At 37.7% G+C, this 20,421-nt stretch carries 23 protein-coding genes and 1 pseudogene; 14 read left to right on the forward strand and 10 right to left on the reverse strand.

The window, feature by feature from the left end; all coding sequences use genetic code 11:
- Positions 1–208, reverse strand: a pseudogene (locus BLP58_RS06605) (hypothetical protein); the annotation flags it as partial.
- Positions 209–570: 362 nt separating this feature from the next.
- A complete protein-coding gene (locus tag BLP58_RS06610; protein ID WP_013854883.1) occupies positions 571–1,563 on the reverse strand; it encodes a GMP reductase in 993 nt (330 codons plus the stop codon).
- A gap of 198 nt (positions 1,564–1,761) precedes the next feature.
- Here BLP58_RS06610 and BLP58_RS06615 point away from each other — a divergent pair, with 198 nt between their 5' ends.
- The 6 genes from BLP58_RS06615 (at position 1,762) to BLP58_RS06640 (ending at position 6,074) form a co-directional block, all read left to right on the forward strand.
- Positions 1,762–3,051 carry an adenylosuccinate synthase gene (locus tag BLP58_RS06615; RefSeq protein WP_013854882.1) on the forward strand — a complete coding sequence of 430 codons (1,290 nt, stop codon included), beginning with the start codon at positions 1,762–1,764 and terminating at the stop codon, positions 3,049–3,051.
- 3 nt (positions 3,052–3,054) lie between these two features.
- Positions 3,055–4,353 carry an adenylosuccinate lyase gene (gene purB / locus BLP58_RS06620; RefSeq protein ID WP_013854881.1) on the forward strand — a complete coding sequence of 433 codons (1,299 nt, stop codon included), beginning with the start codon at positions 3,055–3,057 and terminating at the stop codon, positions 4,351–4,353.
- Between the two features lie 128 nt (positions 4,354–4,481).
- On the forward strand, positions 4,482–4,742 hold the full coding sequence (locus tag BLP58_RS06625; RefSeq protein ID WP_013854880.1) for a type II toxin-antitoxin system HicA family toxin: 261 nt from the start codon (positions 4,482–4,484) through the stop codon (positions 4,740–4,742).
- Entirely contained in the window at positions 4,729–5,070 is a 342-nt protein-coding gene (locus tag BLP58_RS06630) for a type II toxin-antitoxin system HicB family antitoxin (protein ID WP_013854879.1), read from the forward strand. The genes BLP58_RS06625 and BLP58_RS06630 overlap by 14 nt, the downstream gene beginning before the upstream one ends.
- 72 nt (positions 5,071–5,142) lie before the next feature.
- A complete protein-coding gene (locus BLP58_RS06635; protein ID WP_013854878.1) occupies positions 5,143–5,502 on the forward strand; it encodes a hypothetical protein in 360 nt (119 codons plus the stop codon).
- A 92-nt stretch (positions 5,503–5,594) separates the two neighbouring features.
- A complete protein-coding gene (locus BLP58_RS06640; protein ID WP_013854877.1) occupies positions 5,595–6,074 on the forward strand; it encodes a hypothetical protein in 480 nt (159 codons plus the stop codon).
- Positions 6,075–6,147: 73 nt separating this feature from the next.
- Here the strand turns inward: BLP58_RS06640 and BLP58_RS06645 are convergent, their stop codons facing one another.
- Positions 6,148–7,179: a YdcF family protein gene (locus tag BLP58_RS06645; protein ID WP_013854876.1), complete on the reverse strand. Its 1,032-nt coding sequence runs from the start codon at positions 7,177–7,179 to the stop codon at positions 6,148–6,150.
- A 63-nt stretch (positions 7,180–7,242) separates the two neighbouring features.
- Between BLP58_RS06645 and BLP58_RS06650 the strand changes: the two genes are divergently transcribed.
- The 5 genes from BLP58_RS06650 (at position 7,243) to BLP58_RS06670 (ending at position 10,963) form a co-directional block, all read left to right on the forward strand.
- Positions 7,243–7,638, forward strand: a complete 396-nt coding sequence (locus tag BLP58_RS06650; RefSeq protein ID WP_013854875.1) for a hypothetical protein — start codon at positions 7,243–7,245, stop codon at positions 7,636–7,638.
- 87 nt (positions 7,639–7,725) lie between these two features.
- Positions 7,726–8,256, forward strand: coding sequence for a hypothetical protein (locus BLP58_RS06655; protein WP_013854874.1), 531 nt, complete (start codon positions 7,726–7,728; stop codon positions 8,254–8,256).
- A gap of 109 nt (positions 8,257–8,365) precedes the next feature.
- On the forward strand, positions 8,366–9,010 hold the full coding sequence (locus tag BLP58_RS06660; RefSeq protein ID WP_013854873.1) for a hypothetical protein: 645 nt from the start codon (positions 8,366–8,368) through the stop codon (positions 9,008–9,010).
- A gap of 90 nt (positions 9,011–9,100) precedes the next feature.
- Positions 9,101–10,021, forward strand: a complete 921-nt coding sequence (locus BLP58_RS06665) for an EamA family transporter (protein WP_013854872.1) — start codon at positions 9,101–9,103, stop codon at positions 10,019–10,021.
- A gap of 12 nt (positions 10,022–10,033) precedes the next feature.
- Entirely contained in the window at positions 10,034–10,963 is a 930-nt protein-coding gene (locus BLP58_RS06670; protein WP_013854871.1) for an EamA family transporter, read from the forward strand.
- A 22-nt stretch (positions 10,964–10,985) separates the two neighbouring features.
- On the opposite strand, the gene BLP58_RS06675 is transcribed toward BLP58_RS06670, so the two are convergent.
- The 4 genes from BLP58_RS06675 to BLP58_RS06700 all read right to left on the reverse strand — a co-directional run bounded on the left by BLP58_RS06675 (position 10,986) and on the right by BLP58_RS06700 (position 14,984).
- Positions 10,986–11,177, reverse strand: a complete 192-nt coding sequence (locus tag BLP58_RS06675; RefSeq protein ID WP_013854870.1) for a hypothetical protein — start codon at positions 11,175–11,177, stop codon at positions 10,986–10,988.
- 772 nt (positions 11,178–11,949) lie between these two features.
- Positions 11,950–13,251: a UPF0236 family transposase-like protein gene (locus BLP58_RS06690; RefSeq protein WP_074484256.1), complete on the reverse strand. Its 1,302-nt coding sequence runs from the start codon at positions 13,249–13,251 to the stop codon at positions 11,950–11,952.
- Positions 13,252–13,376: 125 nt separating this feature from the next.
- Complete coding sequence (locus BLP58_RS06695) at positions 13,377–14,009, reverse strand: hypothetical protein (protein ID WP_013854868.1); 633 nt, start codon at positions 14,007–14,009, stop codon at positions 13,377–13,379.
- 99 nt (positions 14,010–14,108) lie between these two features.
- Positions 14,109–14,984 carry a helix-turn-helix domain-containing protein gene (locus BLP58_RS06700; protein ID WP_013854867.1) on the reverse strand — a complete coding sequence of 292 codons (876 nt, stop codon included), beginning with the start codon at positions 14,982–14,984 and terminating at the stop codon, positions 14,109–14,111.
- Positions 14,985–15,389: 405 nt separating this feature from the next.
- Here BLP58_RS06700 and BLP58_RS06705 point away from each other — a divergent pair, with 405 nt between their 5' ends.
- On the forward strand, positions 15,390–15,875 hold the full coding sequence (locus tag BLP58_RS06705) for a C40 family peptidase (protein WP_013854865.1): 486 nt from the start codon (positions 15,390–15,392) through the stop codon (positions 15,873–15,875).
- 51 nt (positions 15,876–15,926) lie between these two features.
- Here the strand turns inward: BLP58_RS06705 and BLP58_RS06710 are convergent, their stop codons facing one another.
- The 3 genes from BLP58_RS06710 to thiD all read right to left on the reverse strand — a co-directional run bounded on the left by BLP58_RS06710 (position 15,927) and on the right by thiD (position 17,928).
- Entirely contained in the window at positions 15,927–16,610 is a 684-nt protein-coding gene (locus tag BLP58_RS06710; RefSeq protein WP_013854864.1) for a type 1 glutamine amidotransferase, read from the reverse strand.
- Between the two features lie 95 nt (positions 16,611–16,705).
- On the reverse strand, positions 16,706–16,828 hold the full coding sequence (locus BLP58_RS12385; protein WP_013854863.1) for a hypothetical protein: 123 nt from the start codon (positions 16,826–16,828) through the stop codon (positions 16,706–16,708).
- A gap of 287 nt (positions 16,829–17,115) precedes the next feature.
- A complete protein-coding gene (gene thiD, locus BLP58_RS06720) occupies positions 17,116–17,928 on the reverse strand; it encodes a bifunctional hydroxymethylpyrimidine kinase/phosphomethylpyrimidine kinase (protein ID WP_013854862.1) in 813 nt (270 codons plus the stop codon).
- 124 nt (positions 17,929–18,052) lie between these two features.
- On the opposite strand from thiD, the gene glpK reads away from it, so the two are divergent.
- Together glpK and BLP58_RS06730 are read left to right on the forward strand one after the other, a co-directional pair.
- Positions 18,053–19,555: a glycerol kinase GlpK gene (gene glpK / locus BLP58_RS06725; protein ID WP_013854861.1), complete on the forward strand. Its 1,503-nt coding sequence runs from the start codon at positions 18,053–18,055 to the stop codon at positions 19,553–19,555.
- 87 nt (positions 19,556–19,642) lie between these two features.
- Complete coding sequence (locus tag BLP58_RS06730) at positions 19,643–20,416, forward strand: tyrosine-protein phosphatase (RefSeq protein ID WP_013854860.1); 774 nt, start codon at positions 19,643–19,645, stop codon at positions 20,414–20,416.
- Positions 20,417–20,421 lie beyond the last annotated feature (5 nt).

Here is a 20,421-nt window from a genome sequence, read left to right on the forward strand (position 1 = left end):
AAACGCTAACTTTTTGGTTCTTAGTATCCTTAACAGTAACAAAGATCTTGTTGCCTTTCTTGATTGAAGGGTTAGCAGGAGCAACTTCTGAAACACCAAGCTTTGGAGCGTTGAAGCTAGCAGCTTGAGCAACTGAGCTGACACCTAACAAACTCATTGAAGCAACTGCAACTGAAACAACTTTAACTAATTTCTTTGAATCAAACATAATGAATACCTCGTTTTTTCTATATCGCTTTAATTGATTGGAACTTTTTGTTCCCTCATTCCTTACATCTTTATTGCATAACATATGCTATTAATTGCAAGGGAAAATTGAAACTTTTTTAAAAAGAATTCAAATGGCTCAAAGCTTTGCTATGATAACAAGTATGACGATTTTTAAGCAAAAATTATTTAAAAAATGGAAAACAAAAACTTTGTAATTTAAACCAAAAAGGCCCAGCTACTGACTACCCTACAGTAACTAGGCCTTTACCATTTTATCGAAAAAACGGGGATAAAACTATATTATCTTTGATTTCTTAATAAGAAAATAATTGAAATGCAATATATTGGATTAGTTTTGCCTTATCTATCTCCATCGAAGATATTGTCTTTGACGATTACATAGTCGACTAGCTTAATAGAATTCAAATCACGACCGCCAGCATAGGAGATAGAAGATTGCAAATCTTCCTGCATTTCACGCAAAGTGTCCTTGATTGAACCACGGTAAGGGACCAGCATTTGCTTGCCTTCTACATTACGGTAGGCGCCTTTTTGAACCTCAGAAGCAGAGCCCCAATATTGCTTGTAGTCTTTACCATCAATTTTAATAATATGACCAGGAGATTCTTCGTGTCCTGCGAGCATAGAGCCGATCATGACCATGGTGGCGCCAAAGCGAACAGACTTAGCAATGTCACCATTATGGCGAATACCACCATCTGCGATTAATGGTTTGGATGCAGCTTTACTGCACATCCGCAAAGCCGCTAATTGCCAACCACCAGTACCAAAGCCAGTCTTCAGCTTAGTAATACATGCTCGACCAGGTCCAACACCAACTTTAGTAGCATCGGCACCTGCGTTTTCTAATTCACGAACAGCTTCTGGCGTAGCGATATTACCAGCAGTTAAAAATGATTCTGGCAATTTTTCCTTAATATATTTGATCATTTTGATGACATAAATTGAATGACCGTGAGCTACATCAATGGTGATGTATTCTGGCTTTAAGTTTTGCTTAACCAGTTCATCGATGAAGTCATATTCGCTGTCTTTGATCCCGACTGAGATTGAAGCAAATAGGCCTTTTTCATGCATCATCTTAATAAAAGGAATGCGTTTCTCCGGTTCAAAACGGTGCATAACATAGTAGTAACCATTTTCTGCCAGCCAAACCGCTAAACCATCATCAATTACGCTTTCCATATTAGCGGGAACAACGGGAATTTTAAACGTTCGCTTCCCAAACTTAACGCTAGTGTCGGCGTCACGGCGACTTTTGATAATTCCCTTATTAGGGACAAGTTGAATGTTGTCGTAGTCGAAGGCTTCCATACTGAAATAATTGCTCACTTTAATTAACTCCTTGTTAACATATTATTCGAACCGAGACCTACTATATGAGATATAAATTGGTTTGTCAATATAGAAATCGAACTATGCAAGAAAATAAAAATGAAATAATTCGGATTTTGCATTGACTAATAATTATTAAATTGCTAGACTAGCATACGTAATATTTATAGAGATTTTTTATGAGGTGAATTTCAAATGACAGCAGTTGCAGTCGTAGGTAGCCAATGGGGCGATGAAGGTAAAGGTAAGATTACTGACTTCTTAAGTAAGGAAGCCACGATGGCAGTTCGTTCAAATGGTGGTAACAACGCAGGCCACACCATTGATATTGATGGTAAGGAATTTAAGATGCGTTTAATTCCATCTGGTATTTTCGCTGCCTCCAAGGGTGCCGTAATTGGTAACGGCGTAGTAATCAACCCAGAAGTAATGTTTGGCGAACTTGATAACTTGGAAAAGAATGGTATTGATACCAGCAAGTTAAGAATTTCTAACCGTGCTAACATTATTATGCCTTACAACGTTAAGCAAGATGAATACCAAGAAGAAGCTAAGGGCGACAAGAAGATCGGTACTACCAAGAATGGTATTGGACCAACCTACATGGACAAGGCTTCAAGAATTGGTATTCGCGTTTGTGATTTACTTGAAAAAGATACTTTTGAAGAAAAGCTACGTCTTAACTTAAAGATGAAGAATGAATTATTCACTAAGGTTTATGGTAAGCCTGCTCTTAAGTTTGAAGATATTTTTGACAAATACTATGAATATGGTCAAAAGATGAAGAAGTACGTGACTGATACTTCAGTATTGGTTAACGACGCACTTGATAACGGTGAAAAGGTCCTCTTTGAAGGTGCTCAAGGTACCATGCTTGATATTGATGAAGGGACTTACCCATATGTAACTTCATCTAACACTATTTCCGGGGGAATTTGTTCCGGTATCGGTATGGGTGCTAACCGCTTGAATACTGTAATTGGCGTCTGCAAGGCTTACACTACTCGTGTTGGTGAAGGTCCATTCCCAACTGAACTTCTTGACGAAGTTGGTGACCGCATTCGTGACACTGCTCATGAATATGGAACTGTTACTGGCCGTCCACGTCGTGTTGGTTGGTTTGACTCAGTTGCTTTGCGTCATGCTAAGCGTGTTTCAGGCATTAACGGCTTAAGCCTTAACTTGCTTGACGTCTTCTCCGGTTTTGACAAGATCAAAATTTGTACTGCTTATGAACTTGATGGCAAGAAGATTGACTACTACCCAGCAAGTTTGAAGGAATTGTACAGATGCAAGCCTGTTTATGAAGAACTTCCAGCTTGGGAAGAAGACATTACCGGCGTTAAGACTTGGGATGCACTTCCAGAAAATGCTAAGAAGTTCTTGAACCGCGTTTCAGAATTGGTTGGTGTGCCACTGGTAACTGTTTCAGTTGGTCCTGACCGTGAACAAACTATTGTATTGAAGAATCCATGGGAAATGTAATTTATGCTTGAACGTTATACTCGCCCAGAAATGGGTAAAATTTGGACTGATGAAAACAAGTATGCTGCTTGGTTAGAAGTAGAAATTGCGGCAACTAAAGCCTGGGCTGAACAAGGCGAAGTTCCAGAAGCTGACGCAGAAAAGATTGCTAAGAATGCTTCTTTTACTGCTGAACGAGTTGCGGAATTAGAACAAATAACCCACCATGATGTCGTTGCTTTTACCAGAACGGTATCTGAAAGCCTTGGGCCTGAAAAGAAGTGGGTGCACTTTGGTTTAACTTCAACTGACGTGGTTGATACAGCACAAGGACTTTTACTTAAGCAAGCTGATAAAATCATCAGACAAGATCTGCATGAATTGAAAAAGACGATTGCAGAGAAGGCTAAGAAGTACAAGTACACGGTAGAAATGGGTCGTACGCACGGTGTGCAAGCTGAACCAACTACCTTTGGTTTGAAATTAGCTCGTTGGTATGCCGAAATTAACCGCGACATCGACCGTTTTGAACATGCTGCTAAGGGTGTAGAATCGGGTAAAATCTCTGGTGCCGTTGGTACCTTTGCCAATGTGCCACCTGAAATTGAAACTAGCGTGATGAAGCAGCTTGGCTTGACGCAACAACCAATTACCAGTCAGGTTTTGCCACGTGACTTGCACGCTGAATATATTGCTATGCTGGCTTTAATTGCTACTAGCATTGAAAATTGGACTACTGAAATTCGTGGTCTGCAACGTAGCGAGATTCATGAAGTTGAAGAGCATTTCCGTGCTGGTCAAAAGGGTTCATCTGCAATGCCGCATAAGCGTAATCCGATTGGCTCTGAAAACCTTTGCGGGATGGCACGCGTGATGCGTGGTCATATCGTTACGGCATATGAAGACGTTGCGTTATGGCATGAACGCGACATTTCACACTCTAGTGCTGAACGAGTAATTTTGCCGGATACTACGATTGGCGTGGACTATATGTTGCACCGTTTCAATCGAATTTTAACGAACTTGGACGTCTTCCCTGAAACGATGCTCAAGAACATGAATCGTACTTATGGTTTGATCTACTCACAACGTGTGCTGCTTAAGCTGATTGATGAAGCAGGCTTATCACGAGAAAAGGCTTATGACATGGTACAGAAGTTAACGGCTAAGTCATGGAACGAGCAAAAGCAATTTAAACCTCTAGTTGAAAACAGTGAAATCATGAACTATCTATCTAAGGAAGATATTGATGATGCGTTTGATTATCATTATCACTTGCGTCATGTAGATGATATCTTTAAGAAGTTAGGTTTAGATGATTAGAATAAAGAAGCGTTTGGAAATATCCAAGCGCTTTTTTGGTAGATTGATTTTCAGAAATAGGGTATAATTTTTAGTTGCAAATTTAGTTACAATTTAAACACTATAATATATACTTAAGTGAGGATAACGTGAGTAAACTAGAAAAATTATTATTAAAGTTATACAGTCATCCAAAAACATTTGATTTTAAAGATGCCAAGACTCTACTGCAAGAACTAAATTATCAACTTGATAATAAAGGAAAAACTAGCGGATCTAGGATTGTCTTCAAGAAAGGTAGTGATCGTATCATTCTTCATAAACCACATCCTAGAAAAGAATTGTTACCTTATCAAATTAAGCAGATCCAAGATAAAATTAAAGGGATGAACGAAAATGAAAAAGACTAATCAATATATGAAATATAAGGGCTATGAAGGCTCTATTGAGTATACTTTAGAAGATAAGATTCTATTTGGTAAAGTTCAAGGAATTAAAAGTCTTATTTCTTACGAAGGTAATACAATAGATGAGTTAGAAAAAGACTTTCAAGGTGCGGTTGATGATTACCTAGAAAGCTGTAAAGAAGATGGCATCGCACCAGAAAAACCTTTCAAGGGCAATTTCAATGTACGTATTGATCCCGCATTGCATGAAAAATTGGCTAATTATGCTGCAGCTAAGCATCAGTCTTTGAATGCAAGTGTAGAAGAAGCTATCAAGAAATTGCTAGCTTAATATTGAAAAGCGTTTGTAAATATCCAAGCGCTTTTTTGGTACAATGAGAACATAATACGAGAGGAAGAAATTATGAAAAAATTCACTTCATTTATCGTCAGACTAATTATTTTGCTTGCAGGTATTGCCTTAGCAGGTTTCATGGTTTGGCAATTATTCAGTGATGCTACACTACTTGATGTTGATGTGCAAACCAAAGGTCCAGCCATTATTGTCATCTTTAGCTTGATTGCCTTAATTGCGTTAGGCGCTGGTGTTAGTTTTTACACTGATAAAAATATGGGTTCAACTATCTTTTTAGGTGCTCTATTGACAGTAATTGCCTTAATTTTATGGGTAAAAAATCAAGACTTGGCTGATATTTACCGCTGGTACTTCATTTACGGCTTACTTGTAGCCTTACTCAGCCCATTCTTTAGAAAAGAAATTTAAAAAATTCAATTTTCAAAAAAATTTTGCGCTTTTTTTGCGTAATAAATAATAGAGGGATAAAAGCTCTAATTTTTTGAAATGAGGATTTTTAGATGTTAGAAGATGAATTTTCAGCAGTAATGGCAGATCATATGGCTGTAGCCATTATGAAGAAGCATAATGAGCATTTGCTGTCAACGGTGCAAAGAGTTCTGCCTAACCTTGATATTCAGGAAGCCAATGCACTTGATGATCCAAACAGAAATGTGATAGAAGAAAAAGCAATCGTGCATGTGGTTGCGCGAGATAAAGCGCGCAACAAATATGGCTTGATTATTCAAGTGGGATCTCAAGAACCAGGAGAGAACATCTTGGAGGTGGCCAATGGCTATCAGGAAGAAATCATTTTTGGTGGATTAGGTTGCCCGGAAGAGGAATTTAAGGCAACGTATGTAGCTTTTCTTTGTCATACAGATCCTTTGGATAAGGGAAAAGCGCGCTATGAATATTATGGTGGCAAGTATAACAAAAAGACGAAGCAGACTTCTGCAGCACCAAATGTGATTTTCCTTAATTTAGATGTTGAAAATTAGGTACAATAAAAAGAATCGGATTTTGTCCGATTCTTTTTACTTAGTCTATTCTTCAAAAAATTATAGCCAGACTCTAAAAGTGAAAAGCCGCTGCAATGATCGTCATCAAGGCAAAGAAGCCGATGACAGTCATTTGCATTCTCTTGGTAATTACGAGGTAGGCAATGAATTCACGCACAAATGCGTTTAAGGTGAAGTACCATTTAGTTTTAGCACCGTAGCCAATGCATTTTAAGCCTTGATGCTTAGCTAAAACTAATGCGCGATAAACGTGATATGAACTTGTAACCAGGCAGAATTTGCTATTAGGAGCCATTAATTTATGTGAAAATTGTAGATTTTCTTTAGTTGTTCTAGATTTATTTTCGATAATGATGTCGGCTTTAGGGATGCCTAATTTTTCCGCATAAGCAGCCATTGCCTCGGCTTCGGGGATATCCTCACCGGGACCACGGCCACCCGACATGATTAATTTAGAACCGGGATTCTCTTGGTATATTTCTATTCCCCGGGAAATACGAGCAGCGAGTAATGGAGTAACCTTTTTCCCCATAATGCCAGCGCCTAGAACAACAATGTAATCCAAATGAGGTACGCGCCAGTTAATCAAATTGATCCAGGAGGTTAAAGTGTACATCATCATGATAACGACTAAATAGATGATAACTAACCATAAGAAGACGTAGGGATAAGTTAGCCACGGGTTCTTAGTGGCGTGACCAATTATAGGATAGATGAATAAGAAGAAAATAATGGCTAGTCCCATACATAATGATAGGTAATTAGTTAAGCGGTTGCCTTCCTTAAGAATGATTTTAATCCCATCATATAAAAACATCACAATTAAAGTGATAATAAAAGTGACTGTTCCGACTGCAATCAGCGCGAAAACTATTACAAATAATGGCAGAACCCAGTCTTTATAATGAGGATCAAGATCAGCAACGTTAACCAGAACGACTGCGTCAAAGAAGGCGAATGAAAATAGGGTAATAACTAGACTGACTCCAGCTCGCAAAGATCGCCGTTCGTGCGTTAAGATCCAAATGAAAATTCCAAGGCAAACTAGAAAAAATAAAAATGAAAAGATAATTGGGTATGGCATAATTTGCTCCTAAGTAGTATATTCTTAAACTAATTATACAGGCTAAGAAAGTTGAGGCAAAATATGAATCCACGAAAAAGCAAACAGGCACGTATCTTTTGGTTCTTAGTTGATTATTTTGTGTATGTGATGATTACAATTTCAGTAGTTGGAACCTTAATAGCCAGCATTGCTGGTATGGGTAATGCTGCATCGAAAATTACAATCATTGCAGGCAATATTACTTTCATTATGTATGTTGTAATGTTTTTTCTGCTTGGCTTTGAGAGTAAGATCCACAAATATGTAGTTATTACTGTTGCAGTTGTTTCTGCCTTAGTTGGTATAACTGGCTATATAAGTTTAGTTCCAGGCTTTAGTGCAGAAATAGTTTGGCAGCTTATTCAAGTTATTGCTGGGCTGATCATCGCTTCCGCCTTGTTTGCACTTGCTAAATTTTTGTTTTATCCCAAAGAATAATACTGGTTTATTTTTCATTTGAATCTCTCAAAAGGATATTGTATAATCACTTAAGAAATAATTAAAAATGAGAAGCAGGTGAGAATAATGGATGGACATATGAATAAAAAAGAGTTAACGCATTGGATGCATATGAGAAAATACAGAAAGTATATTCTATATGCAGAATTAGTTTATGTGTTTATTTTATTAATTACCTTACTGTATAACTTTTCTTTGTTTATGCATTTAATTGTGTTCCAGGGTATTGCTATTTTTGCTTATCTAGTAATTGGTTGGATCTTTGATAGGGGTGATCCAATCTTTAGATATCGTAAACGGGATACCTTCTGGGAAAGCGTCACTAGTATTAGGATAACGAAAATGTTTGTTTTACGCTTCTTTGAAATGATTCTTTTCATTGCAAGTGTCGGAATTGCAGGCGCTTTTACACGTGAGTTGTTTGCCGATCTATTTCGCAAGACTTTGAAGGGATCAATGGCAAGTTTAATTGAAAACGTCTGGCTATATGGAGATTTTATTTGTGCACTTTTAATGCTGGCCTTAGCTATTAGTATTTTGCAAGGTAGTAAAAAGGCCATTCGTATTCTTAGCTGGTTAGCTTTTGTACCTATTTAGTACTGGCTGTATTTCAGCAAAAAATGCTAGTGGCAATTGTTATAGCTGGCCTGACTGCGATTGCTGGGATCTGGCTATCTTACAGAGCAAAGGTGTAAGGGATGAGAAAATGATCGATCCGAATAGTAAAACTTTTCAAAAAGTCTTCAAAAATAAGCGGCGTACCAGATTTATTATTTATGCCGAATTGCTTTATGCACTGATATTGTTTTTGGCAGTCATTTATGATATTGCTATTTTCTTTCGTTTGGTAGTCATTCAGTTCGTTGTGTTGTTTGTCTTCTTTGCACTGGGCTGGTTAATTGATCGGCATGATCGCAGAACTGGCAAGGCAATTACTAATCAAAAAGATCATGCTTTCTTTTTGAAAACCTTTATGGAAGAAACCCCAATTCAAAAACAAAAGTCAATTTTTCGTACCGTTAGCTTCATTGCAATAGTATTATCATTTTTAATTGCTGCTTTTTCCTGTGAACAGGTCTTTGCCTTAATTGCACTGAAGCCGGCTAGTGGAGCTGCTGGCATTATCCAAGATGTGGTTTCTTATGGGGATGTTTTTTATTTATTGACAATGTCCGGCATCATGTTCGGCTTGCTTTTTGGTAAAAAGCGCTTAGAACGTGATTCCAGTTTAGCTTCATTATTTTTATCCTTATTATTAATTGCATTTTTGCCAACCTATTGGTGGATTTATCTTTGTGGTATTTTGGTTAGCGTGGCTGGCTATGTCCTTTATCGTTTGAATCAGCTGTAAAAACATTACATAAACTTCCAAGCAGACTAGGTAAAATTAGTCTGTTTTTGTTATGATAAAGAAGCTAGTTTAAAGATGAAGGATTGAAGAATGATTACACAAAAACAACGTCGACTTTGGGCATTCTTAGCTGCCCTGGCCTGTGTCATGTGGGGAATTTCAGGCTTATTTGCTAAGAGCTTATTCAATATTAGTTCAGATATTACGCCAATGTGGCTGTCGCAGATTAGAATGGTTACTTCAGGCATTATCTTATTGATTGTTGCTGGTTTCTTGAAGCAAAAGCCGCTAGCTACAATGAAGAATAAACATGATGCGTGGGTGATTATTGCTTATGGTATTTTTGGGTTATTACCCGTGCAATTATTTTATTTTATTGTAGTACAGAAGGCCAACGCCTCAATTGCCACGATTTTGCAGTTTGTAGGACCATTTTTTGTAATGGCTTATTTAGCAATTACGCACAAGCAAATTATGCGTCGCATTGATGTGATTGCCGCAATTTGTGCATTTATTGGCGTAGTTCTCTTAGCAACACACGGACGTTTTAACCATTTTGCCATTACGCCAGCTGTCTTGTTCTGGGGAATGCTATCGGCTGTGGGAGTAGCCACGAATACATTGATTCCCATTAATGTGTTAAAGCGCGTCTCTAGTTTAGTCGTTACGGGCTGGGGATTATTATCTGCAGGTATCTGCTTAATGCTGGTTCATCCGCAGATGCCTCATATTCCTAATACGCCACATGTTTGGCTAAACGTGACAGCGGTAATCGTAATTGGAACTTTGATTCCGTTCCAATTAATGACAAATTCGTTGCGGTTCATCAAGGCATCAACGGTCAGTTTGCTCGATGCCTTTGAACCATTTTCGGCTACAGTAGGATCGGTTTTGTGCTTTGGCTTAATAATGACGCCAATGGATTGGGTCGGCTCGATCTTAGTTGTATTGGCAGCAATGGCCTTGAATATTTCGCCTAAGAAAAAGAAGAGCAGAAAGTCACACGCATAGAAAGGGTATGTCATGGTTGATTCAAAGACGCGCAGACTGTGGACTTTTTTAGCGGCATTAGCAGCTGTCATGTGGGGCATCTCTGGACTATTTGCCAAGGGATTGTTTAACATTAGTCCTAAAATTACACCAATGTGGCTGACGCAGATCAGATTAATTATTTCTGGCATTGTTTTGTTAGTAATAGCAGCCATATTGAAGCAAAAACCAATCGCTAGTTTAAAAAATAAGCATGATGCTTTAGTTATTTTAGCTTACGGAATTTTTGGCTTATTACCCGTGCAATTATTTTATTTTATGTGTATTCAGGTGGCTAATGCATCTATTGCGACGATTTTGCAATTTATTGGGCCGTTTTTTGTACTCGGCTATTTAGCTATCACGCATAAGCAAGTAATGCGACGGCTTGATATTTTGGCTGCAATTTTTGCCTTTTTGGGTGTATTTTTACTATCGACGCATGGCCAGTTCGATCATTTAGCTATTACGCCAGTTGCTCTGTTCTGGGGATTGCTCTCTGCTTTAGGGGAAGCGGCTTATACTTTGATTCCCGTTAATATTGTCAAAAGAATGTCGACTTTAGTAGTCACAGGTTGGGGGATGCTCTTTGCTGGAATTAGTTTGGTGATTATTCAACCGCAATTTCAAGCAATTCCTAATCAGCCATCTGTCTGGCTATATACTGCAGCGGTCATTATTATTGGAACAATTATTCCGTTTCAACTAATGGCGAACGCTTTGCGTTATGTTGTTCCATCTACGGCAAGTTTATTGGATGCCTTTGAGCCATTCTCAGCGACGGTGGGATCAGTGCTGTGCTTTGGCTTAGTAATGATGCCGATGGATTGGGTCGGTTCGGTCTTAGTAGTTGTAGCGGCGATGGCATTAAATTTAACACCGAAACAAAAGAAAAATAAGATCAATCCAAAAACGAAGCCTTAATTGACTTCGTTTTTTTGAGTTATTAAGTTTTTGTTTTCTCGGATACCTTAATTTTGCGCTTTTCATAAAGATAGGCAATTGGAAATTGAATAATTACTACAGCTACTGTAAACCATAACATCCATGTTGATAACAAAGAGTTGTAGTAATCAGAAACTAATATTATTCCTTCGGCAATAATAACCTCAAGCTGCCTAAGCAAAAACTTTTTCATATGGATCACCGCCTAAAAGTAGTATTTACTAGTTAATAACATAATAATATGCTTTATTTAAAAACATTGATGCTCCAGACTTATATACAATTTTTACTCTTTTTCCTTAATGGTATGCTTTAGTTATGGCATTTCTAAAGCTAGGGTTTTGATACATTGATAAGCCAATAGCTGCTCCCGTTTTCGGAAAGAATGCACCAACAATCTTTTCAATGATTGAAGTTGCTTTATTTACATTATGAAATCCTATGAATAAGTTAATACCTGCGATTACTAGGAACTGTATTAAGATGTCCCAGTAACCTACTTTGGTCAAGCAAAATAGTTGGTATCTTTTATAAAATGGTAAACAAGCTAGTGCAATTGCTACGATAATTAAAATGATTGTTATTAAAGTTTTGGTGTCTATTGTTGTCCTTATGATGTTGATATTTATTTTGCATCTTTATATCAATATATATTCCAGCCGCAATTAATAAGCTCCAAATAATTGTATACGGGATCCTGACTATTACGAGGGTAATATAGGCACCCCAATCCAAAGTAAATGGAAATACTAAAAATATCCATGGAAGACTGATTAAAGCCACCATTACCAGCTTTCGATAGGGATAATATCTTTTATAAGTTACATACACCTTCTGAATCCTGAAGCGCCCAGTTTATATCCTGATAAATTCTACTTTTTCTATGAGAATTATTATAACTTTGTAATCTGTAAGTGTCAATATTTTTGCGGTAGGCTATTAACCATTAGTCTGACCTTAATTTCTTAAATATTTATTTGATTTATTTTTCTGCCAAAATCATCCAAATAGCTATGTCCTGCTGTTAAGCTTTCAATGGCGCCGTGATGAATGCCCAGATGAGCTTCATGCGTCTTTCTTAGGCTGGCACGAACCACACCTTTCAAGTCTTCCTGATCACCAATATCCAGCTGCCCACCTGCAAATTCACTGCTAAGCCAGTATTCCAGCTCTTTGTTTTTAATGCAAGTCAGCACACGCAAAATACCCTCAGCACCATCCTCTGACCAGTATTTTCCTTGTCCTTTAACGCGATAAGTATACTTGCGGTGATTGCTTTCACAGCAACCAATTGCTTTAATTACGGACAAATGACGCATCTTAAACGGCTTAATATCAACCCAGCGACGATGAAGATAGCTGCGCAGCCGCTTTAGGTTTTCATGATTTTCTGGCGTATTCAGCTCATCAATCAGATTGCTTTCAATCGTGTCTAAAATCACGTCAGTCAAGTGGCGATCATACTTGAACTCAACTGCACTGATCAATTTGCTTGGCATAGCCGGCATAAAGCCTAAACGGTCCTTGATCTTTTTATTCAAGTGAAAGACATCCAAGAAGTGTTCGTGCTGCCGGCAATAGCCAACTATTTCATCAAAATCTTTCTTGGCATAACCAGCACTGCCATCGGCATTACTGATGATTAAAGTATTGCTTAAATTAATAATATCCTCGCAGACTTGATAGCGATGAAATTCCAGTCGCTTCTTGGTGCCTTTAATCACAACGCCATCGCCTTCAAGATAAAGCACTGGCACCTTTTTCTTTTGAGTAATACCATCGTATCTTTCCTCAGACTGCTGCTGTACTTTAATCTGTTTGCCTGCTTGCACAATCAGCTTGCCAACTTGGCTGTGACTAATCTTAAAACAAGAAAGGGTATTAACTGCTAGAACGGTATTGCGGTAAGTAGCCACAGCACTAACTTGCAAAACATCTTTTACTGCCAAAACACTGTAACGCTTATATTTGTCATAGCCCATCAGCTTATCCAGTGGATATTTAGCCTTTTTGCCAGGACAAGCATATCTTCTGCGCCAATAGCTGATTTCACCAAAGGCAGTCACAACTGAACGCTTATTTTTCTTCTCAATCTGATAGCCTTGCTTTTTAGTCTCTTCAACTAAACCAGCATCAACTTCTTCTAGTGCTAATGTAATCAATTCTCTAATCAAATCAAAGAAATAGCACATTAATGCCTTTTCACGGGCAATAACATTATTTTCAGACTTAATAATTTTCACGATATCAGCTATAATAGATTCCATAAAAGACCAGCTTCTAATGTGTTTTTTGTTCTTAACATCAGACTACTGGTCTTTTTGTTTGAGCTCAAGTCCAATTTCAAAGGATTTGAGCTTTTTTAATTATTTATTCAACTTACCGCAAAAAATTATACACTTAGTTGTAATCTATTAGCCCAAGTTTGACATCTATCTGATACGGCAGCACTACTTACAGTTCCAATTAAAGAAGCCCAAGGGAAACCAACCATACCAGCTGTTCCTGACACATCTCCGACGGCTAAAGCACCAATGTAAATGTTGTTATATATATTAACACGTGTTCTTACAGCAGCATTGCTTCTAAAGATGGATCTAACACCCCAAGGATATGTTCTATTCTCATTTGCTGGCCGCTTGGCTAGTACTATAAATGGAGAATTTGTATCAAGAGATATTGGATCTGCAAACTTAGTTTGTAGATCAATTACTAAATTTTGATTTTTAACTACTCCATTTGCAATGTTTAATTGATTTTGGGCATTCTTTTTAGTCTGTGTGTCAATATTTGAATTTTGTGGAAGACGGAGTACATACTGATTATCTTTGACAGTTACATACTTATCTATTTCTTTAAATTGAGATGGGACCGTATATGCAGTTGAGGTTGTTTCATTATTTTTAATTGATTTAGAGGTATCAGAACCAACAGTATCAGCAGAAACTGTAGTTACAGGTGCTATAAATCCTAAAGCTAACGCACTAACAGAAAGTACATTTATTAATTTGATTGATTTTTTCATTTTTATATCCTCCTCAAGAAAATCTTAATTGGTTTACGGATATAAAGTAGCATGCTTAATTTTTGTAAAAATAAAAATGCCAAAATATTGGCAAAATTGCTAAGAGAAATATATTTCTTTAACTTGTTCATATGCTGTTTTAAAACCAGCTTTTAGATCAAGTAGTTGCTCAAATTCGAGAATGTGTAATTGTCGAATTATTTTACTGTCATCTTGAGTTGAAATATATTCTATTAACTGATGCATAAAATTTTGTCGAATTTTTTCGAAAGCATAGTTGTCTGATAAATCCCACTTTTGTCTTAAAAGTTGATCTAACTTAGTAGCTAAATTAATGTCTGACTTTATAAGAATAAATTCAGCATTTATCAGCGTATTATAAACGGCATTGATCCATTCTCTGTTGTTAATGTTGTGCTTTTGACGATAGTAATTTAGAGAATAGGCTAGACTGTAAATATTTCTGGGACTCATTAAGTTTTGTGTGTTTCCGAAGAAATAAATATCTTCGAAATTCCAAATTTCTTCTCCATCTAAAATCCTTTTAAAATGGGAGATGATTCGTAGTTTATGGGAAGTAGATGTTATATCTTTTCCTGTAAGATCCATATAATAATTACATGCCACAGCAGCACGTAAAAAGCTAATCCTGTCTGTGAGATTGCGATGACTTATTTCAAGATATTTATTGGCATAATGCAATAATCTATCAATTTGATTGTTAACGTAGGCGACAGAAATTTGTGAAGTGGTTTGCTTGAGGTAACTATTTATGCTACTTTCTAAAAAGTCTATTGGCTGGACATTAATTTTTTTGAGTAGTAAAAGAACTTTGGCAAAGTCTAACTCGCCTTTGCCAGTTTCCCAGTTGCCTAGAGATTGCCTTGAAGTTATTCCAGCTGCAGCTTGGGCTAAAGTTATATGTTGTTGTTTGCGTAATTGGCGGAATTTTGATCCGAAAATTTGATTATTCATAATAGAAAGGTCTTTCTTATGATGAAGTATTTTTTAAAAAAGAAATTAGTAAGTTTTTATTCAATGGTGAATTAGTAGTAATTGGAGTTGTGTTGCCTGTGCTTGAACAAGTGATTTAGCATTTTAATTAATGTTAAAATACGCCATGCATGGTTTGTTCAACTACATTATTGCTTTTTAATGTAACAAGTTTAGTGAAAACAAAGCAAGGCTTTAAGCAACATAAAATAATAGTAGAATATTTTCTAATCATACAATAATTTACAAAATTTACCGCTTTTTGTTACATTGCTTAATTAGATAGTAGTCAGTTTAACATCAAGTTGTAATATTTCTCCGGTATTATATAAACCGTTGAGTGATGAAACACATCACTACAGATAAAGTATATAAGGAGAAATTTAAGTGAGTTTTAGACGTAGTTTAGTTAAGGTTGTCGCAGTTTTATCATTATTCTTAACAGGTACATCCCTGATTAATGTGCCTAATGTGAATCAAACACAAACTGTTCAGGCAGCCAGCACCAAGGAAAAACGCAACGCTGTAGTTAAGCTTGCTAATAAACAAGTCGGTAAGCGTTACGTTTACGGTGCTACTGGTCCATTTTCTTTTGATTGCTCTGGTTTAGCTCAATACGTTTATAAAAGGGCTGCTAAGAAAACCTTGCCTCGTACTACCTTTGGTCAAGTTACTAAAGGCAAACGCGTTTCAATGAATCATTTAAAGAAGGGTGATTTATTATTCTGGGGCTCAGCTGCTTCTCCTTATCACGTTGGTATTTACGTAGGTGGCGGCAAGTACGTTCACGCTGCAACGCCAAGCCAAGGCGTAAGAAAGCAAGCATTGAGTGGCTACTTCTACCCATCAGCTGCTAAGCGTGTGTTAAATTAATTTCGAAAAGCAAATTAAAAGCGAAATCCAAATTTGAGGATTTCGCCTTTTTTATTTTATTGGTTCAGTTTGCTTCATGCGTTCATCATGACGTTTAATGATCATTTTTACAATAGCGTTGGCTACGTTAGTATTCTTTAGAAGTGGCCCGTGTGAGTATGAACCGATGAAGTTGCGGTAGCGCAGGCCTTCGACGTGATCTTGTGGGTTGTTGCCATAGCCTTCGATCATGTCGCCGAGGGGATGCAGCTTATCTTTATTATCAAAGTAAGTTTGACCTGAATGATTTTCAAAAGCTTTAACTTCGCCCCATTCGGTTATGTAACGCGTATCGTCGATCATTCGCTTATCGCTCTTGAAGACCGTGTGCAAAGGCAGGATGTCTAACCCAGGAATAGTAACGCCTGAGTTAGTCTTATAATAGCTGCCCATTAATTGATAGCCACCACAGATGCAAAGCATTGGATTATCTTCATTAATGTACTTTTCCAATGTTTCTTTGTGGCGTGGTAAGTCTTTAGCAACGACAGTTTGTTCAAAGTCCTGGCCACCGCCGAAGAAGACAAAGTCATAGGCAAAGGCATTGAATTGATCGCCTAATGAGATGTTGTCTACTTGAGTGTCATAGCCTTCGCGTTTAAGTAAAAAGCTGAGGATCTTGACGTCGCCGGAATCGCCGTAAGTGTTCATCAAGTCTTCGTAAAGATATGCAATTTTGATTAATTTATCGCTCATATTATTGTCCCTTAATTCGTTTGATTTCTTCTGTCTAGTATAGCTTAATAGCGAAAGTGGGGCAAAGGATTAGTAGTGGTTTGCTTTAATCAGCACTATTTTGATAATCCTAACTGCTTATCTAGTTTCTTAAATATTTCTTTGGTACTGAGGCTTTTACCATTATCCATTTCTTCTGCATGTTTAGCCAATCTCGCTTCTAATTCTTCTTTGGTCATTTTGTTCATGTAAAATATGTAGATATTATGTAAAAGGCAATTGCTAAAGATTTTAGGGTATAATGGCTTGAATATGTTAATTCGAATTAGAGAGCTAATATTTTCTAACATAAAGGATAATATACTACTTTGGTTTCACCACATTTGTTTAATTTTTGGATTAATGCCTTAGTGAGTACATTGTGTGGTGCAATTATAGCTATTGTCCTTTACAAAATTTTTGAAAACAGAAAATAGTTTACAAAAAATAATCATCTAGTTTTTTTGATTAACTAGATGATTATTTCTTATCCCACACTATCTTCCGCAGCCCAATGATTAATCGGACCCCACTTAGAACCAACATCAATCGGGTGCGAAATAGCTTCATAGGTAAAATCTTTTCCGATCTTGACGGCATCGATAATTGATTTCCCCTTAGCCAGTTCTGCTGCAATGACAGCAGAGAGTGTGTCACCAGTACCGTTCACGCGGTCGGTCTTAAAGTGCGGTTTGGTGAATTCATGAAATTCGCCGTCTTCAGTAAGCAAAATGTCGGTTACTTCAGGTTGATCCGTGTCATGACGCCCCTTCATCAAAACATTCTTAGCACCCATCTTTTGCAACAATTCAGCACCTTGATGAATTTCTTCCATATTATTTAACTTTAAACCAGTCAATTTTTGTTGTTCATAAAAGTTAGGCGTAATTACGTCAGCAAGTGGCAATAGTCGATCTAGAAAAGTTTGATAAGCATCGTCGTCAAGCAAAGTAGCCCCATGCTTGGTGATAATCACTGGATCAAGCACGATTTTACCCATATCGTATTTTTCTAAGTTGTCGGCAACGCAGTCGATAATTTCTTTATTAGCTAGCATCCCCGTCTTAGTCGCATTAATCTTGAAGTCGTCATTTAATACGTCAAACTGCTTTTGAATAAAGTCTACCGGCATAATCTGTTGAGCAAAAATACCCTTAGTATTGCCAGCTACTGCGGCAGTCATTAGCCCCATGCCGTAAACGCCACGTGCATAAAAAGAATGCAAATCGGCTGGCATGCCCGCACTGCCGTCGCTGTCGTTACCTGCAATAGTTACCACAATTTTTTGATCTTTAATCATTCTTGCACCTCTTATTATTGTAGTTATGAAAATTATAGCTTAGATAGTAGAGGAACTGCTAGAATCTGCACCTAAAAAACAGTAAACTTATAAGAAAACGCTTTTAAAGAAAAGAGATATAGGAATGGCCGAACAATATATTTTAGCAATTGACGAAGGAACTACTTCAACGAGGGCGATTATCTTCGATCATCAGGGGAGAAAAGTAGCAGTAGCTCAAAAGGAAATCACGCAATATTTTCCAGAACCTGGCTGGGTGGAGCATGATGCTAATGAAATTTGGATAGCGGTCCAAACGACTATTGCCAATGCCTTTATCAACTCGGGCATCTGGCCTAGTCAAATTGCCGCAGTGGGCATTACCAATCAGCGAGAAACGACAGTTGTCTGGGATAAAGATACAGGCAAGCCAATATATCATGCCATTGTTTGGCAATCACGGCAGACGACACGATTAGCTGAGCAACTGAAAAAAAGGGGTTATAGCGAAGAAATTAGGGAGAAAACTGGCTTGATCATTGATCCATATTTTAGTGCAACGAAAATTCGTTGGATCTTGGATCATGTACCTGGTGCGCAGGAAAAAGCAGAACAGGGTAAACTCTTATTTGGCACAATTGATAGCTGGTTAATGTGGAAGTTGACGAATGGCAAGCAGCACGTGACGGATTATACCAATGCTTCACGGACAATGCTTTTTAACATTCATGCCCTTAAATGGGATGAAGATATTCTGCGGTTGCTTAATATTCCTAAGCAAATGTTGCCCGAAGTTCATTCTAATTCTGAAGTGTATGGCAAAACGGCAGATTGTATGTTCTTCGGTGGTACTGTACCCATTGCCGGGATGGCTGGCGACCAACAGGCTGCTTTATTTGGTCAATTAGCCTTAAAGCCTGGAATGGTTAAAAACACCTATGGAACAGGTGCTTTCATTGTGATGAATACTGGAGAAAAGGCTACTAGTTCTAATCATAATTTATTAACTACAATTGGCTATAGTATCAACGGTAAAATCACTTATGCTCTAGAAGGTTCAATTTTCGTAGCTGGCAGTGCAATCCAATGGCTACGCGATTCGATGAAGCTGATTAAGCATGCGCCAGATTCTGAACAAGCGGCTTATGAATCAACCTCTGAGAATGAAATCTATGTCGTACCAGCATTTACGGGACTAGGTGCGCCTTATTGGGATGCGGAAGCACGTGGCGCAATTTTTGGTGTTACACGTGGAACTACGGATAAAGATATGATTAAGGCAACGCTGCAGTCGTTGGCTTATCAGACGCGGGATGTAGTTGATACTATGCAGAAAGACTCCGGTATTAAAATTCCAACTTTGCGCGTTGATGGTGGGGCTAGCAATAATAATTACCTGATGCAATTTCAAGCAGATATTCTGAATACTAAAATTGAACGAGCTAAGATTTTAGAGACAACCAGTATGGGTGCCGCATTTTTGGCTGGACTTGCTGTAGGCTATTGGAAAAATATTGCTGAATTAAAGCATATTTTCACGATTGTGCAAGCCTTTGAACCCAAGATGGGCAATCTGGAACGAGTTAAATTGTATGCTGGTTGGCAACGGGCAATTAAAGCAACGCAGGTTTTTGCACATGGAGAGTAAATCCTAAGAGTTGATCAAGATCAACTCTTTTTTGCTATAATAAAAGTACTATATTAACATTTTCACAAAGAAAGGCGTTGAGCAAGAATGAAGCATGATAGAATACTTGCATTAGATGGGCCGCTTAACTTTAGAGATATTGGTGGTTACAAGAATGACAAGGGTCAATATGTCAAGTGGAACAAAATATATCGTTCTGATTCACTTAGCTCCTTGTCTGAAAAAGATGAACAAAAATTAGCTGACCGTCGTATCACCGTTGATATTGATTTGCGTTCAAAATATGAACAAAATGCATCTCCGGATGTCTCTTGGCCTGGCGTGCGCTACGTAGACGCGCATATTTATTCTGAAGATCGCAAGAAGAATAAAGGCGACAACAAGCTCTATCGCTTCGTTCATCATATTCCTGATATGGGTGATAATTGGCTAGGGCAGATCTATCAGCAGGTTTTGCTTAATACGCACAGCCAGCATGAATTTGCTAGAATTTTTGCGGAATTAATTGAGTTGCCACCTGAAGATGCACTGGTTTATCACTGCAGTGCTGGCAAGGATAGAACTGGTATGACGTCTGCCCTAATCTTGACGGCATTAGGTGTAGATGATGATACTATTGCACGAGATTATTTATTGACTAATGAGCTATATGATTTTGCCATAGCTAAGCAGTTCCCCGATGATAATGAGATCGCAAGCTTGGTCTCGAAGATGAATATCACCAAGGGCGAAGGGCCAGCTATTCGCGGCATTACTGAGACCATCCGTAAAGGCTGGGGCAGTTTTGATGCATTTTTTAAGAAAGAACTAGGTTTTAGTCAACACGATTTAGATCGTTTTAGAAAGATGTATTTAGAATAGGAAGA

Source organism: Lactobacillus kefiranofaciens, from assembly GCF_900103655.1.
Lineage (GTDB): Bacteria > Bacillota > Bacilli > Lactobacillales > Lactobacillaceae > Lactobacillus > Lactobacillus kefiranofaciens.